General features: G+C 68.6%; 19 protein-coding genes. 16 read left to right on the plus strand and 3 right to left on the minus strand.

Annotated elements, in window-relative coordinates; all coding sequences use genetic code 11:
* Positions 1-270 precede the first annotated feature (270 nt).
* The 5 genes from AB0D31_RS16765 to AB0D31_RS16785 all read left to right on the plus strand — a co-directional run bounded on the left by AB0D31_RS16765 (position 271) and on the right by AB0D31_RS16785 (position 9,479).
* Positions 271-1,704: a diaminobutyrate--2-oxoglutarate transaminase family protein gene (locus tag AB0D31_RS16765; RefSeq protein ID WP_362722979.1), complete on the plus strand. Its 1,434-nt coding sequence runs from the start codon at positions 271-273 to the stop codon at positions 1,702-1,704.
* A 36-nt stretch (positions 1,705-1,740) separates the two neighbouring features.
* Positions 1,741-3,642, plus strand: a complete 1,902-nt coding sequence (locus tag AB0D31_RS16770) for an IucA/IucC family protein (RefSeq protein WP_362722982.1) — start codon at positions 1,741-1,743, stop codon at positions 3,640-3,642.
* Between the two features lie 669 nt (positions 3,643-4,311).
* Positions 4,312-5,202 carry a GNAT family N-acetyltransferase gene (locus tag AB0D31_RS16775; RefSeq protein WP_362723074.1) on the plus strand — a complete coding sequence of 297 codons (891 nt, stop codon included), beginning with the start codon at positions 4,312-4,314 and terminating at the stop codon, positions 5,200-5,202.
* A gap of 60 nt (positions 5,203-5,262) precedes the next feature.
* Positions 5,263-7,461: an IucA/IucC family protein gene (locus AB0D31_RS16780; RefSeq protein WP_362722985.1), complete on the plus strand. Its 2,199-nt coding sequence runs from the start codon at positions 5,263-5,265 to the stop codon at positions 7,459-7,461.
* 47 nt (positions 7,462-7,508) lie between these two features.
* Complete coding sequence (locus tag AB0D31_RS16785; protein ID WP_362722987.1) at positions 7,509-9,479, plus strand: ATP-dependent DNA helicase; 1,971 nt, start codon at positions 7,509-7,511, stop codon at positions 9,477-9,479.
* Positions 9,480-9,602: 123 nt separating this feature from the next.
* On the opposite strand, the gene lexA is transcribed toward AB0D31_RS16785, so the two are convergent.
* Positions 9,603-10,394, minus strand: a complete 792-nt coding sequence (gene lexA, locus AB0D31_RS16790; protein ID WP_362722990.1) for a transcriptional repressor LexA — start codon at positions 10,392-10,394, stop codon at positions 9,603-9,605.
* Positions 10,395-10,967: 573 nt separating this feature from the next.
* Here lexA and nrdR point away from each other — a divergent pair.
* The 7 genes from nrdR to AB0D31_RS16825 all read left to right on the plus strand — a co-directional run bounded on the left by nrdR (position 10,968) and on the right by AB0D31_RS16825 (position 21,031).
* On the plus strand, positions 10,968-11,489 hold the full coding sequence (nrdR, locus tag AB0D31_RS16795; protein WP_362722992.1) for a transcriptional regulator NrdR: 522 nt from the start codon (positions 10,968-10,970) through the stop codon (positions 11,487-11,489).
* A gap of 154 nt (positions 11,490-11,643) precedes the next feature.
* The gene (locus AB0D31_RS16800) at positions 11,644-14,547 is read left to right on the plus strand and encodes a vitamin B12-dependent ribonucleotide reductase (protein ID WP_362722995.1); all 2,904 of its coding nucleotides are present in this window, start codon (positions 11,644-11,646) and stop codon (positions 14,545-14,547) included.
* A gap of 208 nt (positions 14,548-14,755) precedes the next feature.
* Positions 14,756-15,544, plus strand: coding sequence for a DUF1883 domain-containing protein (locus AB0D31_RS16805; protein WP_362722997.1), 789 nt, complete (start codon positions 14,756-14,758; stop codon positions 15,542-15,544).
* A 177-nt stretch (positions 15,545-15,721) separates the two neighbouring features.
* Positions 15,722-15,859 carry a hypothetical protein gene (locus tag AB0D31_RS16810; RefSeq protein WP_362723000.1) on the plus strand — a complete coding sequence of 46 codons (138 nt, stop codon included), beginning with the start codon at positions 15,722-15,724 and terminating at the stop codon, positions 15,857-15,859.
* A 114-nt stretch (positions 15,860-15,973) separates the two neighbouring features.
* The gene (locus tag AB0D31_RS16815) at positions 15,974-17,101 is read left to right on the plus strand and encodes a tyrosine-type recombinase/integrase (RefSeq protein ID WP_362723003.1); all 1,128 of its coding nucleotides are present in this window, start codon (positions 15,974-15,976) and stop codon (positions 17,099-17,101) included.
* Positions 17,094-17,423: a helix-turn-helix transcriptional regulator gene (locus AB0D31_RS16820; RefSeq protein WP_362723006.1), complete on the plus strand. Its 330-nt coding sequence runs from the start codon at positions 17,094-17,096 to the stop codon at positions 17,421-17,423. The genes AB0D31_RS16815 and AB0D31_RS16820 overlap by 8 nt, the downstream gene beginning before the upstream one ends.
* 2,489 nt (positions 17,424-19,912) lie before the next feature.
* Positions 19,913-21,031: a hypothetical protein gene (locus tag AB0D31_RS16825; protein WP_362723009.1), complete on the plus strand. Its 1,119-nt coding sequence runs from the start codon at positions 19,913-19,915 to the stop codon at positions 21,029-21,031.
* 118 nt (positions 21,032-21,149) lie between these two features.
* Here AB0D31_RS16825 and AB0D31_RS16830 read toward each other — a convergent pair whose 3' ends face one another.
* Entirely contained in the window at positions 21,150-21,680 is a 531-nt protein-coding gene (locus AB0D31_RS16830) for a TerD family protein (protein ID WP_362723012.1), read from the minus strand.
* Between the two features lie 141 nt (positions 21,681-21,821).
* Between AB0D31_RS16830 and AB0D31_RS16835 the strand changes: the two genes are divergently transcribed.
* Both AB0D31_RS16835 and AB0D31_RS16840 read left to right on the plus strand, forming a co-directional pair.
* Positions 21,822-22,691, plus strand: coding sequence for an arylamine N-acetyltransferase (locus tag AB0D31_RS16835; RefSeq protein ID WP_362723015.1), 870 nt, complete (start codon positions 21,822-21,824; stop codon positions 22,689-22,691).
* A gap of 88 nt (positions 22,692-22,779) precedes the next feature.
* A complete protein-coding gene (locus tag AB0D31_RS16840; RefSeq protein ID WP_362723018.1) occupies positions 22,780-23,385 on the plus strand; it encodes a YdbC family protein in 606 nt (201 codons plus the stop codon).
* A gap of 40 nt (positions 23,386-23,425) precedes the next feature.
* On the opposite strand, the gene AB0D31_RS16845 is transcribed toward AB0D31_RS16840, so the two are convergent.
* A complete protein-coding gene (locus tag AB0D31_RS16845) occupies positions 23,426-24,067 on the minus strand; it encodes a TetR/AcrR family transcriptional regulator (RefSeq protein WP_362723021.1) in 642 nt (213 codons plus the stop codon).
* Positions 24,068-24,343: 276 nt separating this feature from the next.
* On the opposite strand from AB0D31_RS16845, the gene AB0D31_RS16850 reads away from it, so the two are divergent.
* The gene (locus AB0D31_RS16850; RefSeq protein WP_362723024.1) at positions 24,344-25,003 is read left to right on the plus strand and encodes a histidine phosphatase family protein; all 660 of its coding nucleotides are present in this window, start codon (positions 24,344-24,346) and stop codon (positions 25,001-25,003) included.
* A 12-nt stretch (positions 25,004-25,015) separates the two neighbouring features.
* Positions 25,016-25,936 (plus strand): ADP-ribosylglycohydrolase family protein, encoded by a 921-nt coding sequence (locus tag AB0D31_RS16855; protein WP_362723026.1) that lies wholly within the window; start codon positions 25,016-25,018, stop codon positions 25,934-25,936.
* Positions 25,937-25,973 lie beyond the last annotated feature (37 nt).

The following is a 25,973-nucleotide window of genomic DNA, read 5'->3' on the forward strand; positions in this document are numbered from 1 at the left end:
CGCGAACCGGCGCCGAAGTGCGGCCCCCACTATGCCGTTGACCGCCGGGACGGTACGCGGCAGGGCCACGCTCAGGCCCTCCCGCGGCCGCCCCCACCCGCCGGGTAAGGCGAACCTTCCTCATCGGCAAGGAACTTCACGTCAGGCCGTGATCCCGCGGTCGCGGCGTCGTTGGTACGTACGGGGGACATCAGGACAGCGTTCAGCGTCGGCGTACGCACCGCGCAACGGACGCGATACGGAACCGTCACAGCGGGAGGACCAGCAGTCGTGGCCGTGACCGAACCAGCCCCGACGGCGCTGCCGGGCGCTCATGAGGCAATCCTGCGCAGGCAGTCCCTGAGGGAGTCCGCCGCCCGCACCTATGCCCGCTCGCTGCCCATCGTGCCGGTGCGGGCGCGCGGCCTGACGATCGAGGGCGCCGACGGGCGGCGCTACCTCGACTGCCTCTCGGGCGCGGGAACTTTGGCGCTCGGGCACAACCATCCCGTCGTGCTCGAAGCGATCCGCAAGGTCCTCGACTCGGGAGCGCCGCTGCACATCCTCGACCTCGCCACACCGGTCAAGGACGCCTTCACCACGGAACTCTTCACGACCCTGCCGCGCCAACTCGCCGAGAACGCACGGATCCAGTTCTGTGGACCGGCCGGCACCGACGCCGTGGAAGCCGCCCTGAACCTGGTCCGCACCGCGACCGGACGCACCGGCATGCTCGCCTTCACCGGCGCCTACCACGGCATGACCGCGGGCGCCCTCGCCGTCTCCGGCGGCGCCCGCGAGGGCGGAGTGACCCGGCTGCCCTACCCGCACGACTACCGCTGCCCCTACGGCGTCGGCGGCGAACGCGGCGCCGAACTCGCCGCCCGCTGGACCGAAAACGTCCTCGACGACCCCAAAGCCGGCGTGCCCGCGCCCGCCGGCATGATCGTCGAACCCGTGCAGGGCGAAGGCGGCGTCATCCCGGCCCCCGACGCGTGGCTGCGCCGGATGCGCGAGATCACCGCGAGCCGCTCCATCCCGCTGATCGCCGACGAGGTGCAGACCGGCGTCGGCCGCACCGGCACCTTCTGGGCCGTCGAACACAGCCAGGTCGTGCCCGACGTGATGGTGCTCTCCAAGGCCATCGGCGGCTCCCTCCCCCTCGCCGTGATCGTCTACCGCGACAGCCTCGACGTCTGGAAACCGGGCGCGCACGCCGGTACCTTCCGGGGCAACCAGCTCGCCATGGCGGCCGGCGCCGCCACCCTCGCGTACGTCCGCGAGAACCGGCTCGCCGACCGCGCCGCCGTCCTCGGAGCCCGCATGCTCGGCCAGCTGCAGGGCCTCGCCGCCGACCACCCCTGCATCGGCGACGTACGCGGCCGCGGCCTGATGATCGGCATCGAACTCGTCGACCCCGAACGCGAGGACCTCACCTCCGGCAACCCGCCGCCGCCCGCGCCCGAACTCGCCGCCGCCGTACGGCAGGAGTGCCTGCGCCGCGGACTCATCGTCGAACTCGGCGGCCGCCACTCCAGCGTCGTACGGCTGCTTCCTCCGCTCACCCTCACCGACGAACAGGCCGTGGCCGTCCTCGACCGGCTCGCCGACGCCCTGACGGCCGTCGCGCGCCTCACCCGCCCCCGCCCCGGCACACGCGCCGACGCGGGGGCCGGCGCGGGCCCCGGTGCGCGCCACGGAGCCCAGACCGGACCGTCCCACTGACCCAGGACCACCCCACGACTCCCAAGGAAGACCTCCGTGAATCCCACCCCCGCCCCCGACGCGCACCAGCCAGACGGCCCCGCCACCGCCCACTGCGGCCCGCTGGTGGCCGAGTCGACGACGGTGCCGCGCCAGAAGGCCGGGATCCACGGCGAACGACTGACCGCCCACGCCGAAGCGGGCCCGTTCGACGCCCAGGACGCCGAAGCCAACCCGCTCGACGCCCCCGACGCCGATGCCGCGGCCGAAGCCGCCGCCGTCGAGAACCTGTTGCGCTGCTGGGTGCGGGAGAACGATCTGCCCGCGCCGGACGGCAGGGTCCTGCGCATCCCGCTCCCCGCGAGCGGCACCGCCCTGCTCGTGCCCGTGCCGTACTGGTCGGCCACCGGCTGGCACCGCTTCGGCCGGCCAGGCCTGCACGGCGCCTGCCCCGACGCGCCGCCCGCCGACGCCGTCACCGTCGCCGCCCTCCTCGGCCGCGAGGCAGGCCAGAGCCAAAGCGCCGACCTGGTGGGCCGCGTCGCCGACTCCGTACGCCGCACCGCGTGCTTCATCGCCGACCGGCGCACCCGCCCCGGCCCCCGCGAAACGGCCGACCTGTTCCTCACCGCCGAACAGTCCCTCCTCCTCGGCCACCCGCTGCACCCCACCCCCAAGAGCCGCGAAGGGCTCTCCGAGACCGAAGTGCGCCGCTATTCACCCGAGTTGTACGGCTCCTTCCCGCTGCACTGGATGGCCGTCGACCCCTCCGTGCTGGCCTGCGACTCGGCCTGGACGGAGAGCGGCCGCACCGTGACCGCCGCCGACCTGACGCACCGGCTCGCCGGGTCCGGCCTCCAACTCCCGCCCGGCACCGTGCCGTTGCCCCTGCACCCCTGGCAGGCCCGCGACGTCACCCAGCGCCCCGCCGTCGCCGCCCTCCTCGACGCCGGGCTCCTGCACGACCTGGGCCCGTACGGCGACGACTGGTACCCCACGTCGTCCGTCCGCACCGTGCACCGCCCCGGCGCCGACGCCATGCTGAAACTGTCGCTCGGCGTACGCATCACCAACTCCCGTCGTGAAAACCTCCGCAAGGAACTCCACCGGGGCGTGGAGGTCCACCGCCTGCTGCGGGCCGGCCTCGGCGAGGCCTGGCAGGCCGCCCACCCCTGCTTCGACATCGTCCGCGACCCCGCCTGGCTCGCCGTCGACACCCCCGACAGCGAACCGCTGCCGGGGCTCGACGTCGTGGTCCGCCACAACCCCTTCCTGCACAGCGACGACGCGGTCTGCATCGCCGCGCTCACCGCGCCACGCCCCATGCCGGGCCGCACGGGCATGCACTCGCGCCTCGCCGACATCGTGGGCCGGCTCGCCGCCCGCACCGGCCGGCCCGTCCCGGCCGTCAGCGCTGAGTGGTTCCTGCGCTACCTCGACCAGGTGGTACGCCCGCTGCTCTGGCTGGACGGCACGGCGGGCATCGCCCTCGAAGCCCACCAGCAGAACACGCTGGTCCTCCTCGACCCGGGCGGCTGGCCCGTCGGCGGCCGCTACCGCGACAACCAGGGCTACTACTTCCGCGAGTCGCACCGCGCCGACCTGGAGCGACGGCTGCCGGGCATCGGCGCCGCCAGCGACACCTTCGTGCCGGACGCCGTCACCGACGAGCGCTTCGCCTACTACCTCGGCATCAACAACGTCCTCGGACTCATCGGCGCCTTCGGGGCCCAGCACCTCGCCGACGAACGCGTCCTGCTGGCCGCGCTACGCCAGTTCCTCGCCAAGGCCACCACTCTCGGCTCGCCCCTGCCCCAGCAGTTGCTCGACAACGCGACGCTGCGCTGCAAGGCCAACCTCCTGACCCGGCTGCACGGCCTCGACGAACTCGTCGGCCCGGTCGACACCCAGTCCGTCTACGTCACCATCACCAACCCCCTTCACACCAACGGCACTTGATCCGTACGAACTGCTGAGAGGAGCGTCGCCGTGCCTCCCACCGATGCGAGCACCAACGCCGACGCCGCCCCGGCCCCGCGACCGGAGAGCGCCGACGCCGCCCCGGCCCCGCGACCGGAGAGCGCCGATGCCGGCCCGGTCCTGCGGCCGGAGGGTGCCGATGCCGGGCCGGTCCTGCGGCCGGAGGGTGCCGATGCCGGGCCGGTCCTGCGGCCGGAGGGTGCCGATGCCGGCCCGGTCCTGCGGCCGGAGGGTGCCGATGCCGGGCCGGCTCCCCGGCCAGGGGAGGGGGCCGACGCCGGCCTGGCCTCGCGGCAGGGCGGTGCCGACGCCGGTCCGGTCCCGCAGCCGGAGAGCGCCGATGCCGGGCCGGCCCCCCGGCCAGGAGAGGGGGCCGAGGACACCCTGGACCTGCAACTGCCCGACGAACTGGTCGCCCTGTTCGACCAGAGCCCGGCGGGGCCGGGCTTGCCGGGCGGCCTCGGTGGTGCGGGTGAGGCAGGCGGCCTCGGTGCTTCCGGCTGGTCCGGTGGTTCCGCTGGGCCCGGCGGGCTCGCCGGTGCGGGCGGGACCGGTGCGCCCGGCAGTGCGGGCCCACACCGGGCCGCCGGAACCGTTCGGTCCGCCGGTGCCGCCGGTGCCGCCGGTGCCGCCGGTGCCGCCCGGGAGATGCCGGGGAGCGCGCCCGGCAGGCCCGCGCCCGGCAAGCCCGTGCCGGGCGGTGCGCCCCCCGGGTCCGAGCCCGAGCCCGCCGGGAGCTCCGACCGTTCCGGTCCGGCCGCGCTCACCCAACAGGTGACAGTGCCCTCCATGCCCACCTCGGCCACCTACGCACCGGCCGGCCCGGGCGACGGCGCCCACCGGATCCCCGCCACCGGCCGGCTGCCGGGACGGGTGCCGCTACCAGGACTCGCGCCAGAGCCGGAGTCAGGGCCGAGGCCAGGGCCGGGGCCGGGCAGTGCTACCCGGTGGGCTCACGCTGTCGCCGAGGACCTGCTCGATTCCCCAGGCGACTGGGCGCCGGCCACGACCCCCCTCGGGTCGTTCCACCTCCTCCCCGTACGTATCGAACGCGACCTCCCTGTCCTCACCCAGTGGATGAACGACCCCGCTGTGGCCGCCTTCTGGGAGCTGGCGGGACCGGACTCCGTCACCGCCGCCCACCTGCGCCGCCAGCTCGACGGCGACGGCCGCAGCGTGCCCTGCCTGGGCGTCCTCGGCGCAACTCCCATGAGCTACTGGGAGATCTACCGAGCCGATCTCGACCCCCTGGCCCGCCACTATCCGGCCCGTCCCCACGACACCGGCATCCATCTGCTCGTCGGCGGCGTCGCCGACCGTGGCCGACGCGTCGGGACCACCCTGCTCAGGGCCGTCGCCGACCTCGTTCTCGACAACCGTCCGCTCTGCACCCGTGTGATCGCCGAACCCGATCTGCGCAACACCCCCTCCATCGCCGCGTTCCTCAGCGCCGGCTTCCGTTTCCACGCGGAGGTCGACCTGCCCGACAAGCGCGCCGCCCTCATGGTCCGCGACCGCGCGCTCAGGAACCTGCTGTGAACGCCCCGCCGCTCCGCATACACACCCAGCCCCGCATCGGTCCCACCCCGAGGAGTCTCCGTGCCGAACCCTCCTTCCCCCCATGACTCCCGTGGCCTCCTCGACCCCGAAACCCCGCCCGGACTGCTGGCCCCGCCCGAGCTGAACCCCGAGGCCTGGGACCGCGCGGGACGCCTCCTCCTCGCCAAGATGATCGGCGCCTTCGCGTACGAGGAAATCGTGCAGCCAACGGTAGAGCCCCCCACTGACAATGCCGGTCCGGCTGGGAAAACCGCAGGTCAGTACGGGTTCACGCTGGACGACGGCAGCACGCTGATCTTCGCCGCACGACGCGGCGCGTACGGCGGCTGGCAGGTGGACCCCGACTCCGTACGACGGATCGAGTGGCCGGCGGAGACCCCGCACGAGGATCCCGCCGAACCATCGGCGGACAGCCCCGGGAACCCCGCGGACAGTGCCAGGAAGCCGGCGGTCAGCCCTGGAAACCGGGAGGACACCGCCGGGAACCCGGCGGGCAGCCCCGGCGACCCGGCCGAGCAGCGCGCGGTCAGCCCCCGGGACTATTCGGCCGAGCTGTCGATAGGGAGCGCCGAGGAGCCCGACGGCCGGCACGCAGGGCACCCCGGGCGCCCCGCCGCCCCGCACCCCACATCCGCGGGGCAGCCCCGGCAGCCCAGCGGCCGGAGCGCCGCGGACCTCCCAGCCGCGCCCCCCGCCGCAGGCCACACCCTCGCGGACCCCCTGCGCTTCCTGGCGCTGGCCCGCCGGACCCTCGGCGTCGACGGCGCCACCTTCGGCCACCTCGTGCGGGAACTCTCCGCCACCCTCGCGGCCGACACCCGCCTGCACACCACCGCGCTGCCCGCCGCACAGCTCGCCGACCTCGGCTACGCGGAGCTGGAGGGCCACCAGAGCGGGCACCCCTGGCTCGTACTCAACAAGGGACGGCTCGGCTTCTCCGCCGACGACGCCGCCCGCTGGAGCCCGGAAGCCCGCATTCCGGCCAGGCTGCCCTGGATCGCGGTCCGCACGGATCTGGCCGGCTACCGCGGCACCGAAGCGCTGGCCACCCCGGACCGGCTCTACGCCCGTGAACTCGACGCCCCCGTCCGTGCCTCGTTCGCCGCCGCGCTCCGCGCCCGCGGCCTCGACCCTGACAACTACCTCTATCTGCCCGTCCACCCCTGGCAGTGGACGGAGATGATCCTTCCGCTCTTCGCCCCCGCGGTCGCCGACCACGCCATCGTGCCGCTCCCCAGCGACGGTGACGTACGGCTTCCCCAGCAGTCCATCCGCACCTTCCTCAACCTGTCGCGGCCCGAGCGCCACACCGTGAAGCTCCCGCTGTCCATCCTCAACACCCTGGTGTGGCGGGGCCTGCCGACCGAGCGCACCGTCGCCGCGCCCGCGGTCACCGCCTGGGTGCAGGGCCTGTGCGACCGGGACACCTTCCTGCGGGACGACTGCCGGGTGATCCTGCTCGGCGAGGTCGCCTCCGTCGCCGTCGAGCACCCGATCTACGACCGTACCGGCGAAGTGCCTTACCAGTACAAGGAGTTGCTCGGGGCGATCTGGCGTGAGCCGTTGCCGCCGCGGCTCGCGGCGGGGGAACGGGCCCGCACCCTGGCCGCGTTGCTCCACACGGATCCCCAGGGCCGCGCCTTCACGGCCGAGCTCGTCGCCCGCTCGGGCCTCGCGCCCCGGGTGTGGCTGCGCCGCCTGTTCGGCGCCCTGCTGCCGCCCCTTCTTCGCTTCCTCTACCGCTACGGAACCGTCTTCTCGCCGCACGGAGAGAACGCCATCGTCGTCTTCGACGAGCGGGACATCCCCGTACGCCTTGCGATCAAGGACTTCGTCGACGACATCAATGTGAGCGCCGAGCACCTCCCGGAACACGACTCGATGCCCGACGACGTACGGAACATCCTGCTCACCGAGGCGCCCGACTTCCTCACCCAGTTCATTCATTCGGGGCTCTTCGTGGGCGTCTTCCGGTTCCTCGCCCCCCTTTGCGAGGACCAACTGGGCGTCGCCGAGGCCGACTTCTGGGCGCTGGTACGCGACGAGATCCTGCGGTACCAGTCCCGCTTCCCCGACGACAAGGAACGCTACGAGACGTTCGACCTGCTCACGCCCCGGATCGACCGGCTCTGTCTGAACCGGAACCGGCTGCACACCGACGGCTACCGGGACCGCTCCGAGCGGCCGCACGCCACCGTGTACGGGACCGTGGCGAACCCTCTGGCTCCGGCGGAGTGACCCGACTGGCGGTGGTTGTCAGTGGCGAGCCTTAGGCTGGTCCGGCTATGACAAAGCCTTCACTTCCCGAGCTCCTGCACGCCGCCGTCACCGCCGTCGGCGGTGTGGAGCGGCCTGGCCAGGTCGCCATGGCCACGGCCGTCGCCGACGCCGTCGACGACGGCTCCCACCTGCTGGTCCAGGCCGGGACGGGCACCGGAAAGTCCCTCGGCTACCTGGTGCCGGCACTGGCGCACGGGGAGCGCGTCGTGATCGCCACCGCGACGCTGGCCCTCCAGCGCCAGCTCGTGGAGCGCGACCTGCCGCGCACCGTGGACGCGCTGCATCCGCTGCTCCGGCGCCGTCCGCAGTTCGCCATGTTGAAGGGCCGCTCGAACTATCTGTGCCTGCACCGCCTCCACGAGGGCGCGCCGCAGGACGAGGACGAGGGGCTCTTCGACCAGTTCGAGTCGGCCGCGCCCACCAGCAAGCTCGGCCAGGACCTCCTGCGGATGCGGGACTGGGCGGACGAGACGGAGACCGGCGACCGTGACGCGCTGACCCCGGGCGTCTCGGACAAGGCCTGGGGGCAGGTCTCGGTCTCCTCCCGGGAGTGCCTGGGCGCCACGAAGTGTGCGTACGGTGCGGAGTGCTTCGCCGAGATGGCGCGTGAGCGCGCCAAGCTCTCCGACGTGGTCGTCACCAATCACGCGCTGCTCGCCATCGACGCCATCGAGGGCGCGCCGGTGCTGCCGCAGCACGAGGTGCTGATCGTCGACGAGGCACACGAGCTGGTCTCCCGGGTGACCGGTGTCGCCACCGGCGAGCTCACCCCCGGGCAGGTCAACAGGGCGGTGCGGCGCAGCGCCAAGCTCGTCAATGAGAAGGTGGCCGACCAGCTCCAGACGGCGGCCGAAGGATTCGAGCGGGTCATGGAGCTGGCGCTGCCGGGCCGCCTGGAGGAGGTCCCCGAGGACCTCGGCTATGCGCTGATGGCGTTGCGCGACGCGGCCCGCGAGGTGATCTCGGCGCTCGGCTCCACCCGCGACAAGTCCGTCCAGGACGAGGACGCGGTGCGCAAGCAGGCCCTCGCCATGCTGGAGACGGTGCACGGCGTGGCCGAGCGCATCACCAACGGCTCCGAGTGGGACGTCGTCTGGTACGAGCGCCACGACCGCTTCGGAGCCTCGGTGCGGGTCGCTCCGCTTTCGGTGTCGGGGCTGCTCAGGGAGAAGCTCTTCGCCGACCGTTCGGTCGTCCTGACCTCGGCCACTTTGAAGCTGGGCGGCGACTTCAACGGGGTGGGCGCCTCGCTGGGGCTCTCCGCCGAAGGCACCGGCGGTGAGGACGTCCCGCAGTGGAAGGGCCTCGACGTCGGCTCCCCGTTCGACTACCCCAAGCAGGGCATCCTGTACGTCGCGAAGCACCTGACGACGCCTGGCCGTGAGGGGTCGCGCGGCGACATGATGGATGAGCTGGCCGAGCTGGTGGAGGCGGCCGGCGGCCGCACCCTCGGCCTGTTCTCCTCGATGCGGGGCGCCCAGGCGGCCGCCGAGGAGCTGCGGAGCCGCCTCGACAACCCGATCCTGCTGCAGGGTGAGGAGACGCTGGGCGAGTTGATCAAGGCGTTCGCGGCCGACCCCAAGACCTGTCTGTTCGGCACGCTGTCGTTGTGGCAGGGCGTCGATGTGCCGGGTGCCAGCTGTCAGTTGGTGGTCATGGACCGCATCCCGTTCCCGCGCCCCGACGACCCGCTGATGAGCGCCCGCCAGAAGGCGGTGGAGGAGGCCGGCGGCAACGGCTTCATGGCCGTCGCGGCCACGCATGCGGCGCTCCTGATGGCGCAGGGCGCGGGCCGTCTCGTACGGGCGACCGGCGACCGGGGTGTCGTCGCCGTGCTCGATCCGCGCCTGGCCAACGCCCGCTACGGCAGCTATCTGCGGGCCTCGCTGCCCGACTTCTGGTACACCACGGACCGTAACCAGGCACGGCGCTCCCTCGCGGCCATCGACGCGGCGGCCAAGGCGGACGGAAGGTAGAGCCTCAGGGGTCCGGCAGGATCCGGGGCCCTGCGGGACCGAGGAGAGCCCCAGCGGGGACATGGCGGGGCCCCGGGACCGGCGCAGGAGGTCCCGGGGCCCGGTTCAGAGCCGGCGGAGGGGTCAGACCCGCCGGAGCACCGCCACGACCTTGCCCAGGATGGTCGCGTCGTCGCCGGGAATCGGCTGGTAGGCGGCGTTGTGCGGGAGCAGCCAGATGTGGTTGTCCTCGCGCTTGAAGCGCTTGACCGTGGCCTCGCCGTCCAGCATCGCGGCGACGATGTCGCCGTTCTCGGCGACGGGCTGGCGGCGGACCGTGACCCAGTCGCCGTCACAGATGGCGGCTTCGATCATCGAGTCGCCGACGACCTTCAGGACGAACAGCTCGCCGTCGCCGACCAGCTGGCGGGGGAGGGGGAAGACGTCCTCCACCGACTCCTCGGCGAGGATCGGGCCACCGGCGGCGATCCGGCCGACCAGCGGCACATAGGAGGCGGCCGGCTTGCCCGCGGTGTCGGTGGGCTGGCTGCTCGGCTGGTCGGAGCCACGGACCTCGTAGGCGCGCGGACGGTGCGGGTCGCGGCGCAGGAAGCCCTTGCGCTCCAGCGCCATCAGCTGGTGGGCGACGGACGAGGTGCTGGAGAGACCGACGGCCTGACCGATCTCCCGCATCGACGGCGGGTAGCCACGCCGCTGCACGGAGTCCCGGATGACTTCGATGACGCGCCGCTGCCGGTCCGTGAGCCCGGAGCTGTCCGCCCTGATGCCTGGAGGCCGGCCGGGCAGGGAGCGTGCCGGCCGTTGGCCGTCCGCCCCCTGGTTCGTGACTGCGTCATTCATGGCATGCACCGGCTCAAGTCGGGTCTGGGAGCGGTCCTGGGCAGTGATGGTGGCACTGTCTGCGGTCGTGGTCACGTCGGCGGCCCCTCTCGAATGTGGTCTCCCTAGGCTGGACAACGGTAGTGGCTTTCGAAAGGTTGCGCCAAACACACGTTCGAGTGAAAAAACGCAGAACCCGCTACGTGGCCCTGAGGGTGGGTGTATGTGCGAGTCTCCGACCGGCGGCCCGTCGAACAGTCATTCGGTTCATTACGGTACCCTTCAGCGCCGTGGCGGGCGCTGGGCGCCATCCCTTCGGGGACCGTTCGGTGCCCGTGCCGCGCGTCGACCCCGCCTGGTGGAGCACCGGTGCACAGTCTGTCATCCGGCACCCCGCGATACCCCGCTGCGACGCGCTTCCCGTACCCTCGTGGGCGGCCGGAAATCGTCGGCCGGGCCACCGGGGTTCCACGACACGCGGGAACGCTGGATAAGCGGCAAAACCTGGGATCTACTAGATCTAGTGGTTGGATTGGTGCAGCCGCCCAGAAGTTGTGGTCCGTGGTCCTTCAAGACCCTGGCCATCGCCTATGCTTGGGGTCGCTTCGCGGGGCCGTTTCGTGGCCTGCCGAGGCTATTCAGTCGTGCTGTGAAGGAGGCTTGGGAACCATGCACTGCCCCTTCTGCAGGCACCCCGACAGCCGTGTCGTCGACAGTCGGACGACCGACGACGGCACGTCGATCCGCCGGCGCCGCCAGTGCCCCGACTGCTCCCGTCGCTTCACGACGGTGGAGACGGCCTCGCTGATGGTCATCAAGCGGTCGGGCGTGACCGAGCCCTTCAGCCGCACCAAGGTCATCTCCGGCGTCCGCAAGGCATGCCAGGGGCGGCCCGTCACGGAGGACGCCCTCGCCAAGCTCGGCCAGCGGGTCGAAGAGGCGGTGCGCGCCACCGGCAGCGCCGAGCTGACCACCCACGACGTGGGCCTGGCCATACTCGGCCCGTTGCAGGAGCTCGACCTCGTCGCGTACCTGCGCTTCGCGTCCGTATACCGGGCTTTCGACACGCTCGAAGACTTCGAGGCCGCCATCGTGGAACTCCGCGAGCAGCGGCCTCCAGGGGATCAACCAGACGAGTGCGTGGCCGGCGTGACCCCCGAGGTCCCCGTGCCCGCCACCGCCGCCGACTGACCGAGGGGCCCGGCCGGGCCCGCGGTCGCCGATCGGCGGCATCCAGGACCTGCCAGGGGTGCGCTTCTGCTGCGCCCGTGGCATCAGACAAACACCGTGCCCTGGGAACATTCAGGCACTTTTGGGCGTTTTTGCCCGCGTATGGGAGGCGGCAATGACAGAGACGGCGAGCGGCCCGGCACGAGGCTCCCGAGCCAAGGGATCCAAGGCCACCAAGGGGCTGCGTATCGAGCGCATCCACACCACCCCCGGCGTGCATCCGTACGACGAGGTGTCCTGGGAGCGCCGTGACGTCGTCATGACCAACTGGCGCGACGGCTCGGTCAACTTCGAGCAGCGTGGCGTCGAGTTCCCCGACTTCTGGTCGGTGAACGCGGTCAACATCGTCACCAGCAAGTACTTCCGCGGGGCCGTCGGCACCCCGCAGCGCGAGACCGGTCTGAAGCAGCTCATCGACCGGATCGTGAAGACCTACCGCAAGGCCGGCGAGGACTACGACTACTTCGCCTCGCCCGCCGACGCCGAGATCTTCGAGCACGAGCTGGCGTACGCCCTCCTGCACCAGATCTTCAGCTTCAACTCGCCGGTGTGGTTCAACGTCGGCACGCCCCAGCCGCAGCAGGTCTCGGCCTGCTTCATCCTGGCCGTCGACGACTCCATGGAGTCGATCCTCGACTGGTACAAGGAAGAGGGCATGATCTTCAAGGGCGGCTCCGGGGCCGGCCTGAACCTCTCCCGCATCCGCTCCTCCAAGGAGCTCCTCTCCTCCGGCGGCAACGCCTCGGGCCCCGTCTCCTTCATGCGCGGCGCCGACGCCTCGGCCGGAACCATCAAGTCGGGCGGCGCCACCCGCCGCGCGGCCAAGATGGTCATCCTCGACGTCGACCACCCCGACATCGAGAACTTCATCGAGACCAAGGTGAAGGAAGAGGAGAAGATCCGCGCGCTGCGTGACGCGGGCTTCGACATGGACCTGGGCGGCGACGACATCACGTCCGTCCAGTACCAGAACGCCAACAACTCGGTCCGTGTCAACGACGAGTTCATGAAGGCCGTCGAGGCCGACGGCAAGTTCGGGCTGCGCGCCCGCATGACCGGCGACGTCATCGAGGAGGTCGACGCCAAGTCCCTCTTCCGCAAGATGGCCGAGGCCGCCTGGGCCTGCGCCGACCCGGGCATCCAGTACGACGACACCATCAACCACTGGCACACCTGCCCCGAGTCCGGCCGCATCAACGGCTCGAACCCGTGCAGCGAGTACATGCACCTGGACAACACGTCCTGCAACCTCGCGTCCCTGAACCTGATGAAGTTCCTCAAGGACGACGGCCTGGGCCACCAGTCCTTCGAGGTCGAGCGCTTCGCCAAGGTCGTCGAGCTGGTCATCACCGCGATGGACATCTCGATCTGCTTCGCGGACTTCCCGACGCAGAAGATCGGCGAGAACACCCGCGCCTACCGCCAACTCGGCATCGGCTACGCCAACCTCGGCGCCCTCCTCATGGCGACGGGCCACGCGTACGACTCCGACGGCGGCCGCGCGCTCGCCGGGGCGATCACCTCCCTGATGACCGGCACCTCCTACAAGCGCTCCGCCGAGCTCGCCGCGGTCGTCGGCGCGTACGACGGTTACGCCCGCAACGCCGAGCCGCACCAGCGCGTCATGAAGCAGCACGCCGACGCCAACGCCGTCGCCGTCCACGTGGACGACCTCGACAACCCGATCTGGGCCGCCGCCACGGAGGCCTGGCAGGACGTGATCCGGCTCGGCGCGAAGAACGGTTTCCGCAACGCGCAGGCCTCGGTCATCGCGCCGACCGGCACCATCGGTCTCGCCATGTCGTGCGACACCACCGGCCTGGAGCCCGACCTCGCCCTGGTCAAGTTCAAGAAGCTGGTCGGCGGCGGCTCGATGCAGATCGTCAACGGCACGGTGCCGCAGGCGCTGCGCCGGCTCGGCTACCAGGAGGAGGCGATCGAGGCGATCGTCGCCCACATCGCCGAGAACGGGAACGTCATCGACGCCCCGGGTCTGAAGACCGAGCACTACGAGGTCTTCGACTGCGCCATGGGTGAGCGCTCCATCTCCGCGATGGGCCACGTCCGCATGATGGCGGCCATCCAGCCGTGGATCTCGGGCGCACTGTCCAAGACGGTCAACCTGCCCGAGACCGCCACGGTCGAGGACGTCGAAGAGGTCTACTTCGAGGCGTGGAAGATGGGCGTCAAGGCGCTCGCCATCTACCGCGACAACTGCAAGGTCGGCCAGCCCCTCTCCGCCAAGACCAAGACGGTCAAGGACGGGGAGAAGGAGGCGGTCACCGCCAAGGCCGAGGACACCATCCGTACCGCGGTCGAGAAGGTCGTCGAGTACCGCCCGGTCCGCAAGCGCCTGCCCAAGGGCCGTCCGGGGATCACCACCTCCTTCACGGTCGGTGGCGCCGAGGGTTACATGACGGCCAACTCCTACCCGGACGACGGCCTGGGCGAGGTCTTCCTGAAGATGTCCAAGCAGGGCTCCACCCTCGCGGGCATGATGGACGCCTTCTCCATCGCCGTCTCGGTGGGCCTGCAGTACGGCGTGCCGCTGGAGACGTACGTCTCGAAGTTCACCAACATGCGCTTCGAGCCGGCCGGCATGACGGACGACCCGGACGTGCGGATGGCGCAGTCGATCGTCGACTACATCTTCCGCCGCCTGGCGCTCGACTTCCTGCCGTTCGAGACGCGCTCCGCGCTCGGCATCCACTCCGCCGAGGAGCGCCAGCGCCACCTCGACACCGGTTCGTACGAGCCGACCATGGAGGAGGACGAACTGGACGTGGAGAGCCTGGCCCAGTCCGCCCCGCGCCAGAGCGAACCCCTGAAGGCCGTCGCCGCGCCGAAGCCGACCGCAGTGGAGGCCCCCAAGGTCGCCCACAACTCGGCCGAGCTCGTCGAGATGCAACTCGGCGTCAGTGCCGACGCACCGCTCTGCTTCTCCTGCGGTACGAAGATGCAGCGCGCCGGCTCCTGCTACATCTGCGAGGGCTGCGGCTCGACCAGCGGCTGCAGCTGAAACTAGGCGGAATTGCATCGAGTGCATCACTCGGCAACCGCAACCCTGACAAGTAATCCCTGATGAGAGGGGCGTCAGCCTCGTGCTGACGCCCCTCCCGCGTAGCGGCCGGCCTGGGGATACACCCGCCGCTCAAGCGCACGCAACAATGTTGCATCCAGCGCAACCGCCTACAGGTCCCCGGTGAAGGTGATACAGAGGAAGACCCATGGACTACGCAGTCCACGATCTCGGCCGTCAGCCCAAGGGCGCGACCGCAGTCATCAACCTGTCCGGAAGTGCAGCCAATGTGCGCCTGATGGACTCCAGTAATTACCAGAAGTACAAAAACGGGCGAAACCACCGGTGTAGCGGTGGGCTGGCAAGGCGCTCACCGGTACGCCTTGCGATTCCGAGTAGCGGCCACTGGTACGTGACCGTCGACCTCATGGGCCTCAAGGGGAAAGTCAGGTCCTCGGTCTCTGTCGAACCGCCGCCGCTGCCCGTGCTGCGCCCGAGTAGCGCTGGTTCTCTGACCGCGATCAGGCATGAGCCGCCGCCTTACTCGGCTGGCCGGGGTGAGCCAGTACGCGATGTTTTCATCTCCCATGCCAGCGAGGACAAAGAGGCTGTTGCCCGCCCGCTCGCGCAGTATCTGCAAGAGGCCGGCATCTCTGTGTGGCTCGACGTCCTCGAATTGAGGATCGGCGACAGCCTCCGCCGCAAGATCGACCAGGGCTTGGCTAACAGTCGATTCGGCATCGTGATTCTCTCCCGCCCCTTCTTCGAGAAGGGATGGCCGCAGTATGAGCTCGACGGCTTGGTGACAAGGTATGTGACAGGGCAACAGAACCTGCTGCCTATCTGGCACAACATCACCAAAGACGAGGTCATGGCGCAAAGCCCGTCCCTGGCCGACAAGTTGGCCAGGAGCACCGCCCAGTACACGGTGGAAGAGATCGCCAGCGAGATTGCGGATGTGGTTCGGGACGGTGATGCCCAGCGTAACGCTGGGTGACCTGAATTTCGCACTCAAAACTTCCAGCGGAAAGGCCGCTGGAATGGCGATCGTCTGACCCTTCGCACGAGTCAGACGATCGCCGCAGCCAGAACGTGACGTCCTGCACCGCATGCAGGCATGCATGACATCACGTTCCGAGCTGCAACGCAAAGTGGCACGAAAGGAAATGTGATCATGCCCAAGAATCCACGACAGACAGGTAAGAAGGCCGCTTCGGCCGCAGCCAAGGTCCTGGCCAACCCGAAGTCAACCAAGGCGGAGAAGTCTGCGGCGGCAAGCGCGCTGTCACAGACGCCGTCCAAGAAGAAGTAACGCCTGGTGGCGCCCAGGGCCCGCGCCTTGGGCGCCACGGCAGGAGTGATCCAGCCCTCGTAGCCGTCGACGCTGAGACCGTAACCAACTCAACGATGTTGCGTTAGACGCAACATGAGTGGTGGGGCGAACCTGCCAGGTGCTGCGCATCTGGTGCTTGCAGGCGAGGTGGTGCATCTTGATCCGCAGTCGGCGGCCTTTCAAGCAATGCTGGACGGCTGGGAGTTGCAGCAGCGGGCTCGGTTCCTGAATCACGAAGCCACCATTGCGCCGCGGCTTCGATTGGTCAGGAGATTCGCAGAGTTCACGAACGAGTACCCGTGGCAGTGGCAGCCAGCTGAAGCTGAAGCCTTCCTTGACCACCTCAGATCGCGAAAGCCTGACTTCGCCTTCTCGACGGCGCGTGGGTACCAGAATGCTCTGCGAATGTTCTGCGATTACATCACGGACGCACGGTATGGCTGGCCCGTTAAGTGCCTGGATTCATTCGGTCAAGTGCCGGCTCAGATTTTCCACGAGTGGAACGCCATTGTCCACACTAGCGATTACGAAGGTCGGCCTGGCCGGCGCCCTTTGACGTATGACGAAGTCCAGGCACTGTTCGATGCAGCTGACGGTCGGGCCGAGGAGATCCGCGCGCGCCGCAAGAAGGGTGCGCTTGCTGCGATGCGCGATTCCACTGCCTTGAAGGTTGTCTACGCATATGGTCTCAGGAGGCAGGAAGCGTGTCGTCTCGACCTATCTGACCTGCGTCGAAATCCGAAGGTCCTGGACTATGGACGCTGTGGAGCATTGTTCGTCCGGTACGGAAAGGCATCGAAAGGATCGCCGCCAAAGCGTCGAACTGTCCTAACGGTGCCGGAGTTCGACTGGGTGGTTGATGTGCTCAGTCATTACCTGGACGAAGTGCGGCCAGCTTTTCTGCCGGGCAAGCACCCGGCACTTTGGATCACGGAAAGACGTGGGCGATTATCGTTGCGCCGCCTTGACGAAGCGTTCGAGGCAGCCCGTGCGGCAGCAGGGATTTCAGAGGACCTCGATTTGCATAGCCTGCGACATTCTTATGTCACACATCTGCTTGAGTTCGACTATCCGGAACGCTTTGTTCAGGATCAAGTTGGGCACGAGTACGCTTCAACGACGGCTATTTACTCGGGAGTCTCTGATGACTATCGAAATCGCCTAGTCCGTAAGTCTTTGGAAGCGCGACATGCAGTCCTGTGGGAGTCAAGCAGTGATTAAGAAGATGGGATATCGCTGGCATTTGCGTCAGCTCATGGCGGCACGGGGGATGTTCCAGACCACAGACCTGGTCCCCCTCCTCGCGGAGAGGGGAGTGCACCTTTCACGTGAGCAAGTATTCCGTTTGGTGACGCAGCCACCCCAGAGGCTCTCTATGGACACGCTGGCAGCACTTTGCGACATTCTTGAGTGCGGGGTGGAGCAACTGATCGAAGTCACCGTGGTTGATCAACAGGTGCGGAAGGTTGCGAGCGGTGAGAGTGCTGCCGGGCCGGCGCCTGCTGTTAGGCGGACTACGATTCGGCGTCCGGATGGATCATGAAAAGAGCCGATGCTGCAAAGGCAGTCGCTGGCGTTGTCACGTCCTTACTTCCGGACGTCCGCTATGAGAATATCCTGCAGATTGTTGAAGAGGTAGCGCCAGGGAATACCGTGCTGAAGCTTCAGCGCTACATCAACTGCCATCCCAATTTCTTGTCGGCCGGTGATGGTACAGCTCCAATTCAGGTGTTCCGCATGCTGGGCAGATTGGAGGAGTTGAGGCCTGGGAATGTTGTTGTGCCTCGATGCGCCGACTGCGGTAAGCGACGGAACCTGACGCGAGTCCGCCGGGATGGCTACAGGATCTGCCAAGGGTGCTGCCTGCGCCCCGCTGCCGACCTGTGTAGCTCTTGCGGAAGAACACGGCCGATCATAACGAGACGCAATGGAAGAGTCCTTTGTGGAACCTGCTATGCCAAGGATCCGTCGCGTTTTGAGAACTGTGGTAAGTGCGGCCAGCTAAGCAGGGTTGCAGCACGGATGCATGATGGTTCGTCGACATGCGAACGTTGCTACCGTCGCCCCAAGCGCTTATGTATCCGCTGCGGCGAGCTCGAAGAGACTAAGGCTCAGACTGTGGACGGCCCAGTTTGTGATCGATGCTATAGCCGCCCGGAGCGCTTGTGTAGTCGGTGTGGGCGCATCATGCAGATTGCTGCCCGAAGCCAGGGTGATCAAGGCGACCTATGCGTCAGCTGCTATAGGGGTCAGGTGGCTCTTTGTTCCGTATGCGGGCTCGAAAAGCCATGCAAGGGCGTGAAAAAAGGCCGTCCGATTTGTGTCACCTGTTCGCCGAAGTCTCCCGTTCCTGAGGTGCCCTGCGTAGAGTGCAGCCGCGTTCGACCGGTCACGATTCGATGGCCCATTGGCCCCGTATGTATCACATGCTATAAACGCGTTCGTGGCAGGCCGGCGCCATGTCCGGTGTGTCAGAAGATTCGCCCTCTGATCGGCATTACCAGCGCGAGCCAGCGGTGCTGCGGTCCCTGCGCTGGGGTCGATCTGACGTACTCCTGCACCAGCTGCGGCGGATGCGGCGATCTTTATCGACGTGGAGAGTGTGCCAGGTGTGTACTTCGGCGTGAGCTTAATGGCTACTTCGACCCTAGTCGCAACACCCAACTCTCATCGTTGGTCTCCGAGCTTGAGACGGTGGAAAATCCGCGCACCGTCTTATTCTGGCTCCGCTACAAGCAGGGTGGTGCGCATCTATTGCGGGAACTACTTCGCTCTGGTCATCAGCTCAGCCATGAGCTCCTTGATGGCTTTCCGCGTCGGCAGGCGGCTACCCACGTAAGGCACATCCTGGTGCATGTTGGTGCTCTTCCCGCACGCGATGAGAATGTTACCCGGACGGAGCAATGGGTTGATGACTTCCTGAGAGAGGCTGAACACCATCGGGCCGTTATCCAGCCTTATGCTCTGTGGGTCGTTCTACGTCGAGCGCGCCGCCGGGCCGAGACCCGCGGGCTCACGCGGGCTGGGGCCAACTATGCGAGAGCCCTGATCTCGAATTCCTTAACCTTTTTGCGGTGGCTCGATGAAGAGGGGATAGACCTTGAGTCGGTTACTCAAGGTCAGGTTGAGCGTTGGATTTCTGAAGGTGCCACGTCACGATATCGCATTGCAGACTTCTTGAACTGGGCTAAGAGGTGCCACCTCTGTGGTGACCTAAGCGTTCCAGCCCGGGCTTCCGGCGCCCCAGTGAATTTCCATTCGGAAGATGACCAGGTCAGACTTCTGATGCGCTGTGTTAAGGACGACGATCTCCCGATCGATGTTCGGGCGGCAGGCGCATTAGTCCTGCTGTATGGAGTTCCTGTCAGTCGCATTTCTCAGTTGACTCTGAATCATCTAGAAGAGCGGGGCGATGGAATATATCTGACTTTTGGGGACCACCCCGTACTGATGCCACCCGCCATCGCGAGGCTTGTTATGGACCAGGCATCTCGCAGTCCGAGAGCGGTGGTAGGGCGATCGGACGGCACTCGTTGGCTCTTTCCGGGAAACCTGGCTGGCAAGGCGATTGGTGCCACTCCTCTGGCACGGAGGCTCACAACTCATGAAATTGGTGTTCGGGCGGCCAAGAATACGGCGGTTCTGTCGCTTGCATCTGATTTGCCAGCACCGGTACTCAGCCAGATCCTCGGGGTGCACATCAACACGGCAGTGCACTGGGTTAAGTACGTGAAGCGAGACTGGGCCAGCTACGTCGAGAGCCGCAGGCATACGGCACCTCGGGAATAAGTGGTCTCCACCAGTACCGTGAGCCCTCATTGGGCATGAATTAGCTGCTCCGGTGGGGTGTCGACGGTTATGTCGACACCCCACCGCGCGGTTTGTTGACCGATGCGCACAGCCATGTCCACGAGCCCGTGCCTGGCTGACGTGTTTGACGCAGCGCGCCGCGGCGTCGAGGGCTTGTCGCTGCGATCGCTGTCGTGGCATGCTCCGAGCCATGATCAAGAGAATCGAGTCCTCCGTCCGCCGATGAGCGAGACGATCGGGACAGGACTGCCCGGATCACCGACAACACTGTTCGCCCATGCCCTCCAGCTGCATCAGCTGGCCCCCGGAGAGCCGCTTCATCGAGGGGGAGAGCCGTACCCCGACGATGGCTTGCACCGTCGTCGGAAAGGCCCGGGCGCACCTGTTGACCGGCACTTGGCCGGCAAGGACGCGGCGCTCATCCTGGACGCTCACTTCGCGGGGGCCTCCGCCCACCCCCGCGAATTGGCCGACGCTTTCCATGACGTCTACGTCCCGACTTACCCCAACGAGCACATCGCTGCCGCTGCTGAGCGCGCGGACAGGGAACGCGTTCGCCGGGCGGGCCGCTGGCTGGTCCGGTACGGCACCGACCGATGCTCGGTAACTATTGGGCTGGCCCTGGTCGTTGCTGTGGGGACGGCTGAGGACACCGCGTTGATTCAAACGATCGGGCTGCTGTCCAACGACTTCGGGCCACTGGCGGCGCACGCTTTGGGGAATCGGCCCGGAGGGGTCGAAGCCCTGCTCTGGCTGGCCGAGCGAGTCACCGGATGGGGACGCGTCCATGTCGTCGAAACGATCTGCAGACGTGACGACCCAGCGGCCCGGCCATGGCTGCTCCGCCGGGCCTGCGACGGCGATTTCCTCAACGGGTACTTCGCCGGCAAGGTCGCCACAGTCGCCAGGCTCCATGAGGCGCTTGCAAACCTCGACACCGACAGCGACATGGTCGACCACGTCGGTCGACTGCTCCATATGATGAGCGACTGCGGAGGAATGGGGCTCACACTCGCTCACTACCCCCATTCCAGAGCGGTCCTGGGAGCCCATGCGCACCAGGTGGGTTCGCTGAGCCCGACCATCGAGCGCTACTTCACGATCGCGGCGCTCACTCAGCACCTGACCACAAAGCCTCCCGAGGCTGCGGGGTGCACGGCGACTGAGCAGGAGGCGCTCCGAGAGACGTACCGCGAAGTCCTCGACCAAGAGGAGTGGACCCGGACGGCACGCGCCGGCCTCGCGGCGGATGACCACCGGATGCGGTGGCTCGCCGACCACCGGGCGCCGGAGTTGCGGCTGCGTGCCTTCCCCGATCGAGAGCCGGATGTCGAGGAATAGCGCAGGCTGTCGTCGTCACCGGTTCACCCGGGGGGTGGGCCGTCCAGGCGCTGCCGTCCGCACCCGGAGCAGGCCGTCACGTCACTGTCCGCCGCCCCTACGGGAGGCGGACGGCCGGTCAGGAGGGTGCCGCGCCCATAGCGGCGATGAAGGCATCCGGGCCAAGGGTGAATCCGCGGATGTCCTCATGGAACTCCCAGGCGCCGGATTCGCCCCGGACGAACTCCGCGACGGTGGCCGCCGTGGCGTCCGCCACCGTGGACAGAGCGTGGTGGGAGAGCTCGGTGTATCCCTGGCGGATGCGCACGCCGGGGTTGGCCACATCGCCGAAGACCCTGCGTCCCGCCCCCTGCTGGATGACGACGCCGACCACCACGCGTGCGTGGTCCGCCGGCATGCGGGCGAACTCCAGGGTCATGACCTCGTCGTACCCGAGCCCTTGGCCGGTGCGGCTGTCGCGATCCAGGTGGATGGTGCCGTCCGGCGAGCGGCTGTCGAAGTACACGCGGTAGGCGGGCGGTCCGTACGGAGCGCCCGCCGGGTAGACACCCGCGACCACGTCCAGGTCGTGCGGGGGCGAGCCGATGGGGCTCGGATCCCAGCGCAGTGCCACCTCGACCGTGCCGAGTCCCTTACTGATGCCACTCATGGGTCAGACTCCTCCCCGTAACCGCCACCCCGCCTGGTCCCATGCTGTCACGTCCCATGTGGCGTGCGGGCAGAGCCAGTTGGCCCGGCCATGCCCGATCGGTGATCATTGAGCAGGGAGGGGCCGAAGGGGCTCTGGTGCTTGAGCAGGGGGATCACGATGTGGAACGGACAAGACGTCGACCTGGACGCGTACTTCGCCCGAATCGGCTACGGGGGTGACGCGTCGCCCACACTGGACACCTTGCGGGCGCTGCACCGGGCGCACGTCACCGCCATCCCCTTCGAGAATCTGAACGCCGCCCTTGGGCGAGCCGTGCCCTTGGATGTCAAGAGCCTGATGGACAAGCTCGTCGGGCAGGCCCGCGGAGGCTACTGCTACGAACAGAACTCGCTGTTCGCCGCCGTCCTGGAACGGCTCGGCTTCACGTTCGCCGCACGCGGAGCGCGAGTCCGCAGGCGGGACGTATCGTGGATCACGCCCGTGACCCACGCAGTTCTCGTCGCGAACGTAGAGGGTGAACCCTGGTTGTGCGACACGGGGTTCGGGCACCAGGGGCCGCTTGAGCCGGTGCCGCTGCGGGACGGCGCGGTCGTGGAACAAGGCGGATGGGCCTACGGGATCAAGACGGAGGACGACGGGATCCAGGTGCTGCGCACCCGGCGGCCCGGGGGGTGGGCCGATCTCTACGCCTTCACGCCGCAGCCCCTCTACCCCGCCGACTTCACCGTCATGAACCACTACAGCTCCTCGCACCCCCAATCCCGTTTCGTGGGCCAGGTGGTGGTGCAGCGGGCCGCGCCCGGCGTGCGCCTGGCGCTGGTTCGGGACGAGTTCACCACCTCTCGTACCGACGGCACCATGGACTGGCGCAGTGTGTCCCCCGACGAGCTGGGACGGCTGCTGTCAGAGGCCTTCGATATCGTGATGGAACCGGAGGATCTCGTACGACTGGGAGCCCTGGCGGGTGCGGCGAAGGGGGCGGCGCCTCGGGCTCGTGTTCGGCAGTGAACTGGCCTTCGGGTCGGGCGGCATATTGCTGCGGACGTACTCCGTCGGAGCATGACCGGGGCATGGTGGCGCGCCGTACGATGGCGCGGTGCTGGTCAAGTGGACTCGCTGCACCGTGGTGGACCGCCGCGGTTTCGAGCGGGGGCAGCGGAAGTGGGCGGGGTTACCGGGCGAGCCCGGTTTCCGTGGTCAGGGCGGCGGTTGGAGCCGGAGGCGGCCGGAGGTGGCCCATGTCTTCGGTTTCTGGGAGAGCCGCGCGTTCTACGACTCGTTCATGGCGCGGGCGCACGACCGGCTCGCCGCCGCGCAGGCGGGCACCTTCAAGGACGTCGAGACGAAGCTCTTCGTCCATCGTTTCGATGTGAAGACCGGCTTCGAACCGGGCTTCACGGACGCCGATGTGGTGCGCGTCGCGCACTGCTCGGTGCATGAGGGGCGGGTCGAGCACTTCGCGCTGATGCAGCAGAGGGTATGGAATCCCGCCATGGCGGGGTCCCCTGGCATGGTGCGCGGTGTGTTCGCCGAGGCGCCCGGCCACGAGTTCCTGGTGCTGTCGATGTGGCAGTCGGCCGCCGAGCGCGGAAAGTACCGCGCCGACCGGCTGGAACGGCTCTCGCTGCGCGCCGAGACCGAGACCGATATCGCCGCTCTGAGCGGGGACGTCGTCCAGCTCGACCAGGCCTGGACGGTCTGATCGAGCATTCTCCTGCAAGGCAACCGGCTTGCGGTGTCGGCTAGTTGGTATAGGCCCCCGCGCGGGCCGCGGCGAAAGCGGCCGAGGCTGACTGGTCCGCCAGGCGGTTGTCGACGGGTTCGCGTGTGATGAAAAGCCGCAGGAAGAGAGGGGCTGTGACGGCCCGCACCAGGGCGCCCGCGTCGGTGTCGGCCGGAACTTCGCCCCGCTCCACACCGCGTCGCACGACCGCTTCGCCGCGCTCGAACCGCTCCGTGTAGAAAGCGCGCAGTGCGTCCGCCGCGCGCGCCGACGTGAACGCCGCCGCGATGAGCGCCGTGGGGCCGGCGCTCTCGGCGCCGCCGCCGGTGAGCGCTTGGGCCGTCTCGCGGGCCAGCGCACGCAGATCGCCCTCCAGAGTCCCGGTGTCCGGGGGGCTCCACCCTTCCTCGCCTGCGAGATCGAGTGCGTCGGCGACGAGCCCTTCGAGTCCGCCCCAGCGTCGGTACAAGGTCGTCTTGTGCACGCCGGAGTGCTCGGCCACGTACTCGACGGTGAGGCCCTGATAGCCCTGCTCGGACAGCCCGGTGAGCACGGCCTCGCGCACCGCGGCGCGGGTGCGCGCGGTGCGACCGCCGGGACGTTTGCTGCCGGGGGCGGCCAAGGGTGGGGGAGTGTCCCCGGGGGCGAGGTTCGCATTCAATTGCTACTCCTGTTGCATTAGTTGGGGCGAGTGTGTCACACTGGACGTAACGCTACAGAAGTCGCGTTACGAATGTCGGTGTGTACTGCCGTGCCGCCGCTGGGAACGGGGGATCGCTCATGCCACTCACGCCCATCCAGGCTGTCCCGCAACATCGGAAGCAGATCTGCCGAGACGGGCCCTGGGTCGAGGTCGGCCGCGCGGACACAGGGGGCCTACGCCTGATGGAGGCCGTACAGTCGCTCGATCGGGGCGCAAACGATCTAGGGTTTGTACATGGCAAGACCACGGCGCATCGTCCTCGTCCGGCATGGCGAGTCGGAGGGCAATGCCGACGACACCGTGTACGAGCGCGAGCCCGACCATGCGCTGAGGCTCACCGAGAACGGACTGCGGCAGGCCGAGGCGACGGGGGAGCGGCTGCGTGCCCTGTTCGGGGAGGAGAAGGTCAGCGTCTACGTGTCGCCGTACCGGCGCACCCACGAGACGTTCCGGGCGTTCGGCCTCGCCCCCGAGCAGGTGCGCATCCGGGAGGAGCCACGGCTGCGCGAGCAGGACTGGGGGAACTGGCAGGACAGGGACGACGTCAAGCTGCAGAAGGCCTATCGGGACGCGTATGGCCACTTCTTCTACCGGTTCGCCCAGGGCGAGTCGGGAGCCGACGTCTACGACCGCGTCGGCGCCTTCCTGGAGAGCCTCTACCGGAGCTTCGAAGCACCGGACCACCCGCCCAACGTGCTGCTCGTGACGCACGGACTCACCATGCGGCTGTTCTGCATGCGCTGGTTCCACTGGAGCGTGGCGGACTTCGAGTCCCTGTCCAACCCGGGAAACGCGGAGACCAGAACACTGCTCCTGGGCGCCGACGGGCGCTACTCGCTGGACCGGCCGTTCCAGCGCTGGCGCGCCCCCGAGCCGTACGGCATCACCGGATAGAGTGGCTGTGCGATGACCGCTGACTCCTCCACCGAAGCACTCGACCCGCGCCTCGTCCGCGCGCTGGGCAGCCTGCGCGGGCTGTCCGTCGGCGACGCATTGGGCTCCCAGTTCTTCGTCCCCGTCAACTACCCGCACCTCAAGCGCCGGGAACTGCCCGAAGGCCTCTGGCAGTGGACCGACGACACCGAGATGGCCTGCTCGGTCCTGGCCGTACTCGTCTCGCACGGCCGCATAGACCAGGACGCGCTCGCGCAGTCCTTCGCGCGGCACCATGACTTCGACCGCGGCTACGGTCCTGCCGTCAACCGGATGCTGCGCCTCGTCCGAGAGGGCGGGGACTGGCGGGAGCTGGCCGCCGCGCTCTTCAAGGGCCAGGGCTCGTGGGGCAACGGGTCCGCCATGCGCATCGCGCCGCTCGGCGCCTGGTACGCGGGCGACCCAGAGCAGGCCACCCACCAGGCGGAGATCTCCTCCTACACGACACACCAGCACCGCGAGGCGGTCGTGGGGGCCATGGCCGTGGCAGCGGCCGCGGCGCTGGCCGCCGCGCCCGAGGGGCCGCCCGGTCCGGGCGACCTGCTGGACGCGGTGATCGCGCTCGTGCCACGCAGCGCCGTGGGGGCCGGGCTTCGGCGGGCACGGGACATGCTCGACTACGACGACGCGGCGACGGTGGCCGCGGTGCTCGGCTCCGGCCGGCGCACCAGCGCCCACGACACCGTGCCGTTCGCCCTCTGGTCGGCGGCGCGCGGGCTCGGCGACTACGAGCGGGCCTTCTGGACGACGGCCCAGGTGGGCGGCGACGTCGACACGACGTGCGCGATCGTGGGCGGCGTGATCGCTTCCGGCACGGCTGGTGCGCCTCCCGCCACATGGCTGGACCGCACCGAACCGCTGCCGGACTGGATCCCGGCCGGGCCGACCGGCTGAGGTCCTTGGGTACTGGGCACCGGGTACCGGGTACCCG

Source organism: Streptomyces sp. NPDC048361 (genome assembly GCF_040651795.1).
Lineage (GTDB): Bacteria > Actinomycetota > Actinomycetes > Streptomycetales > Streptomycetaceae > Streptomyces.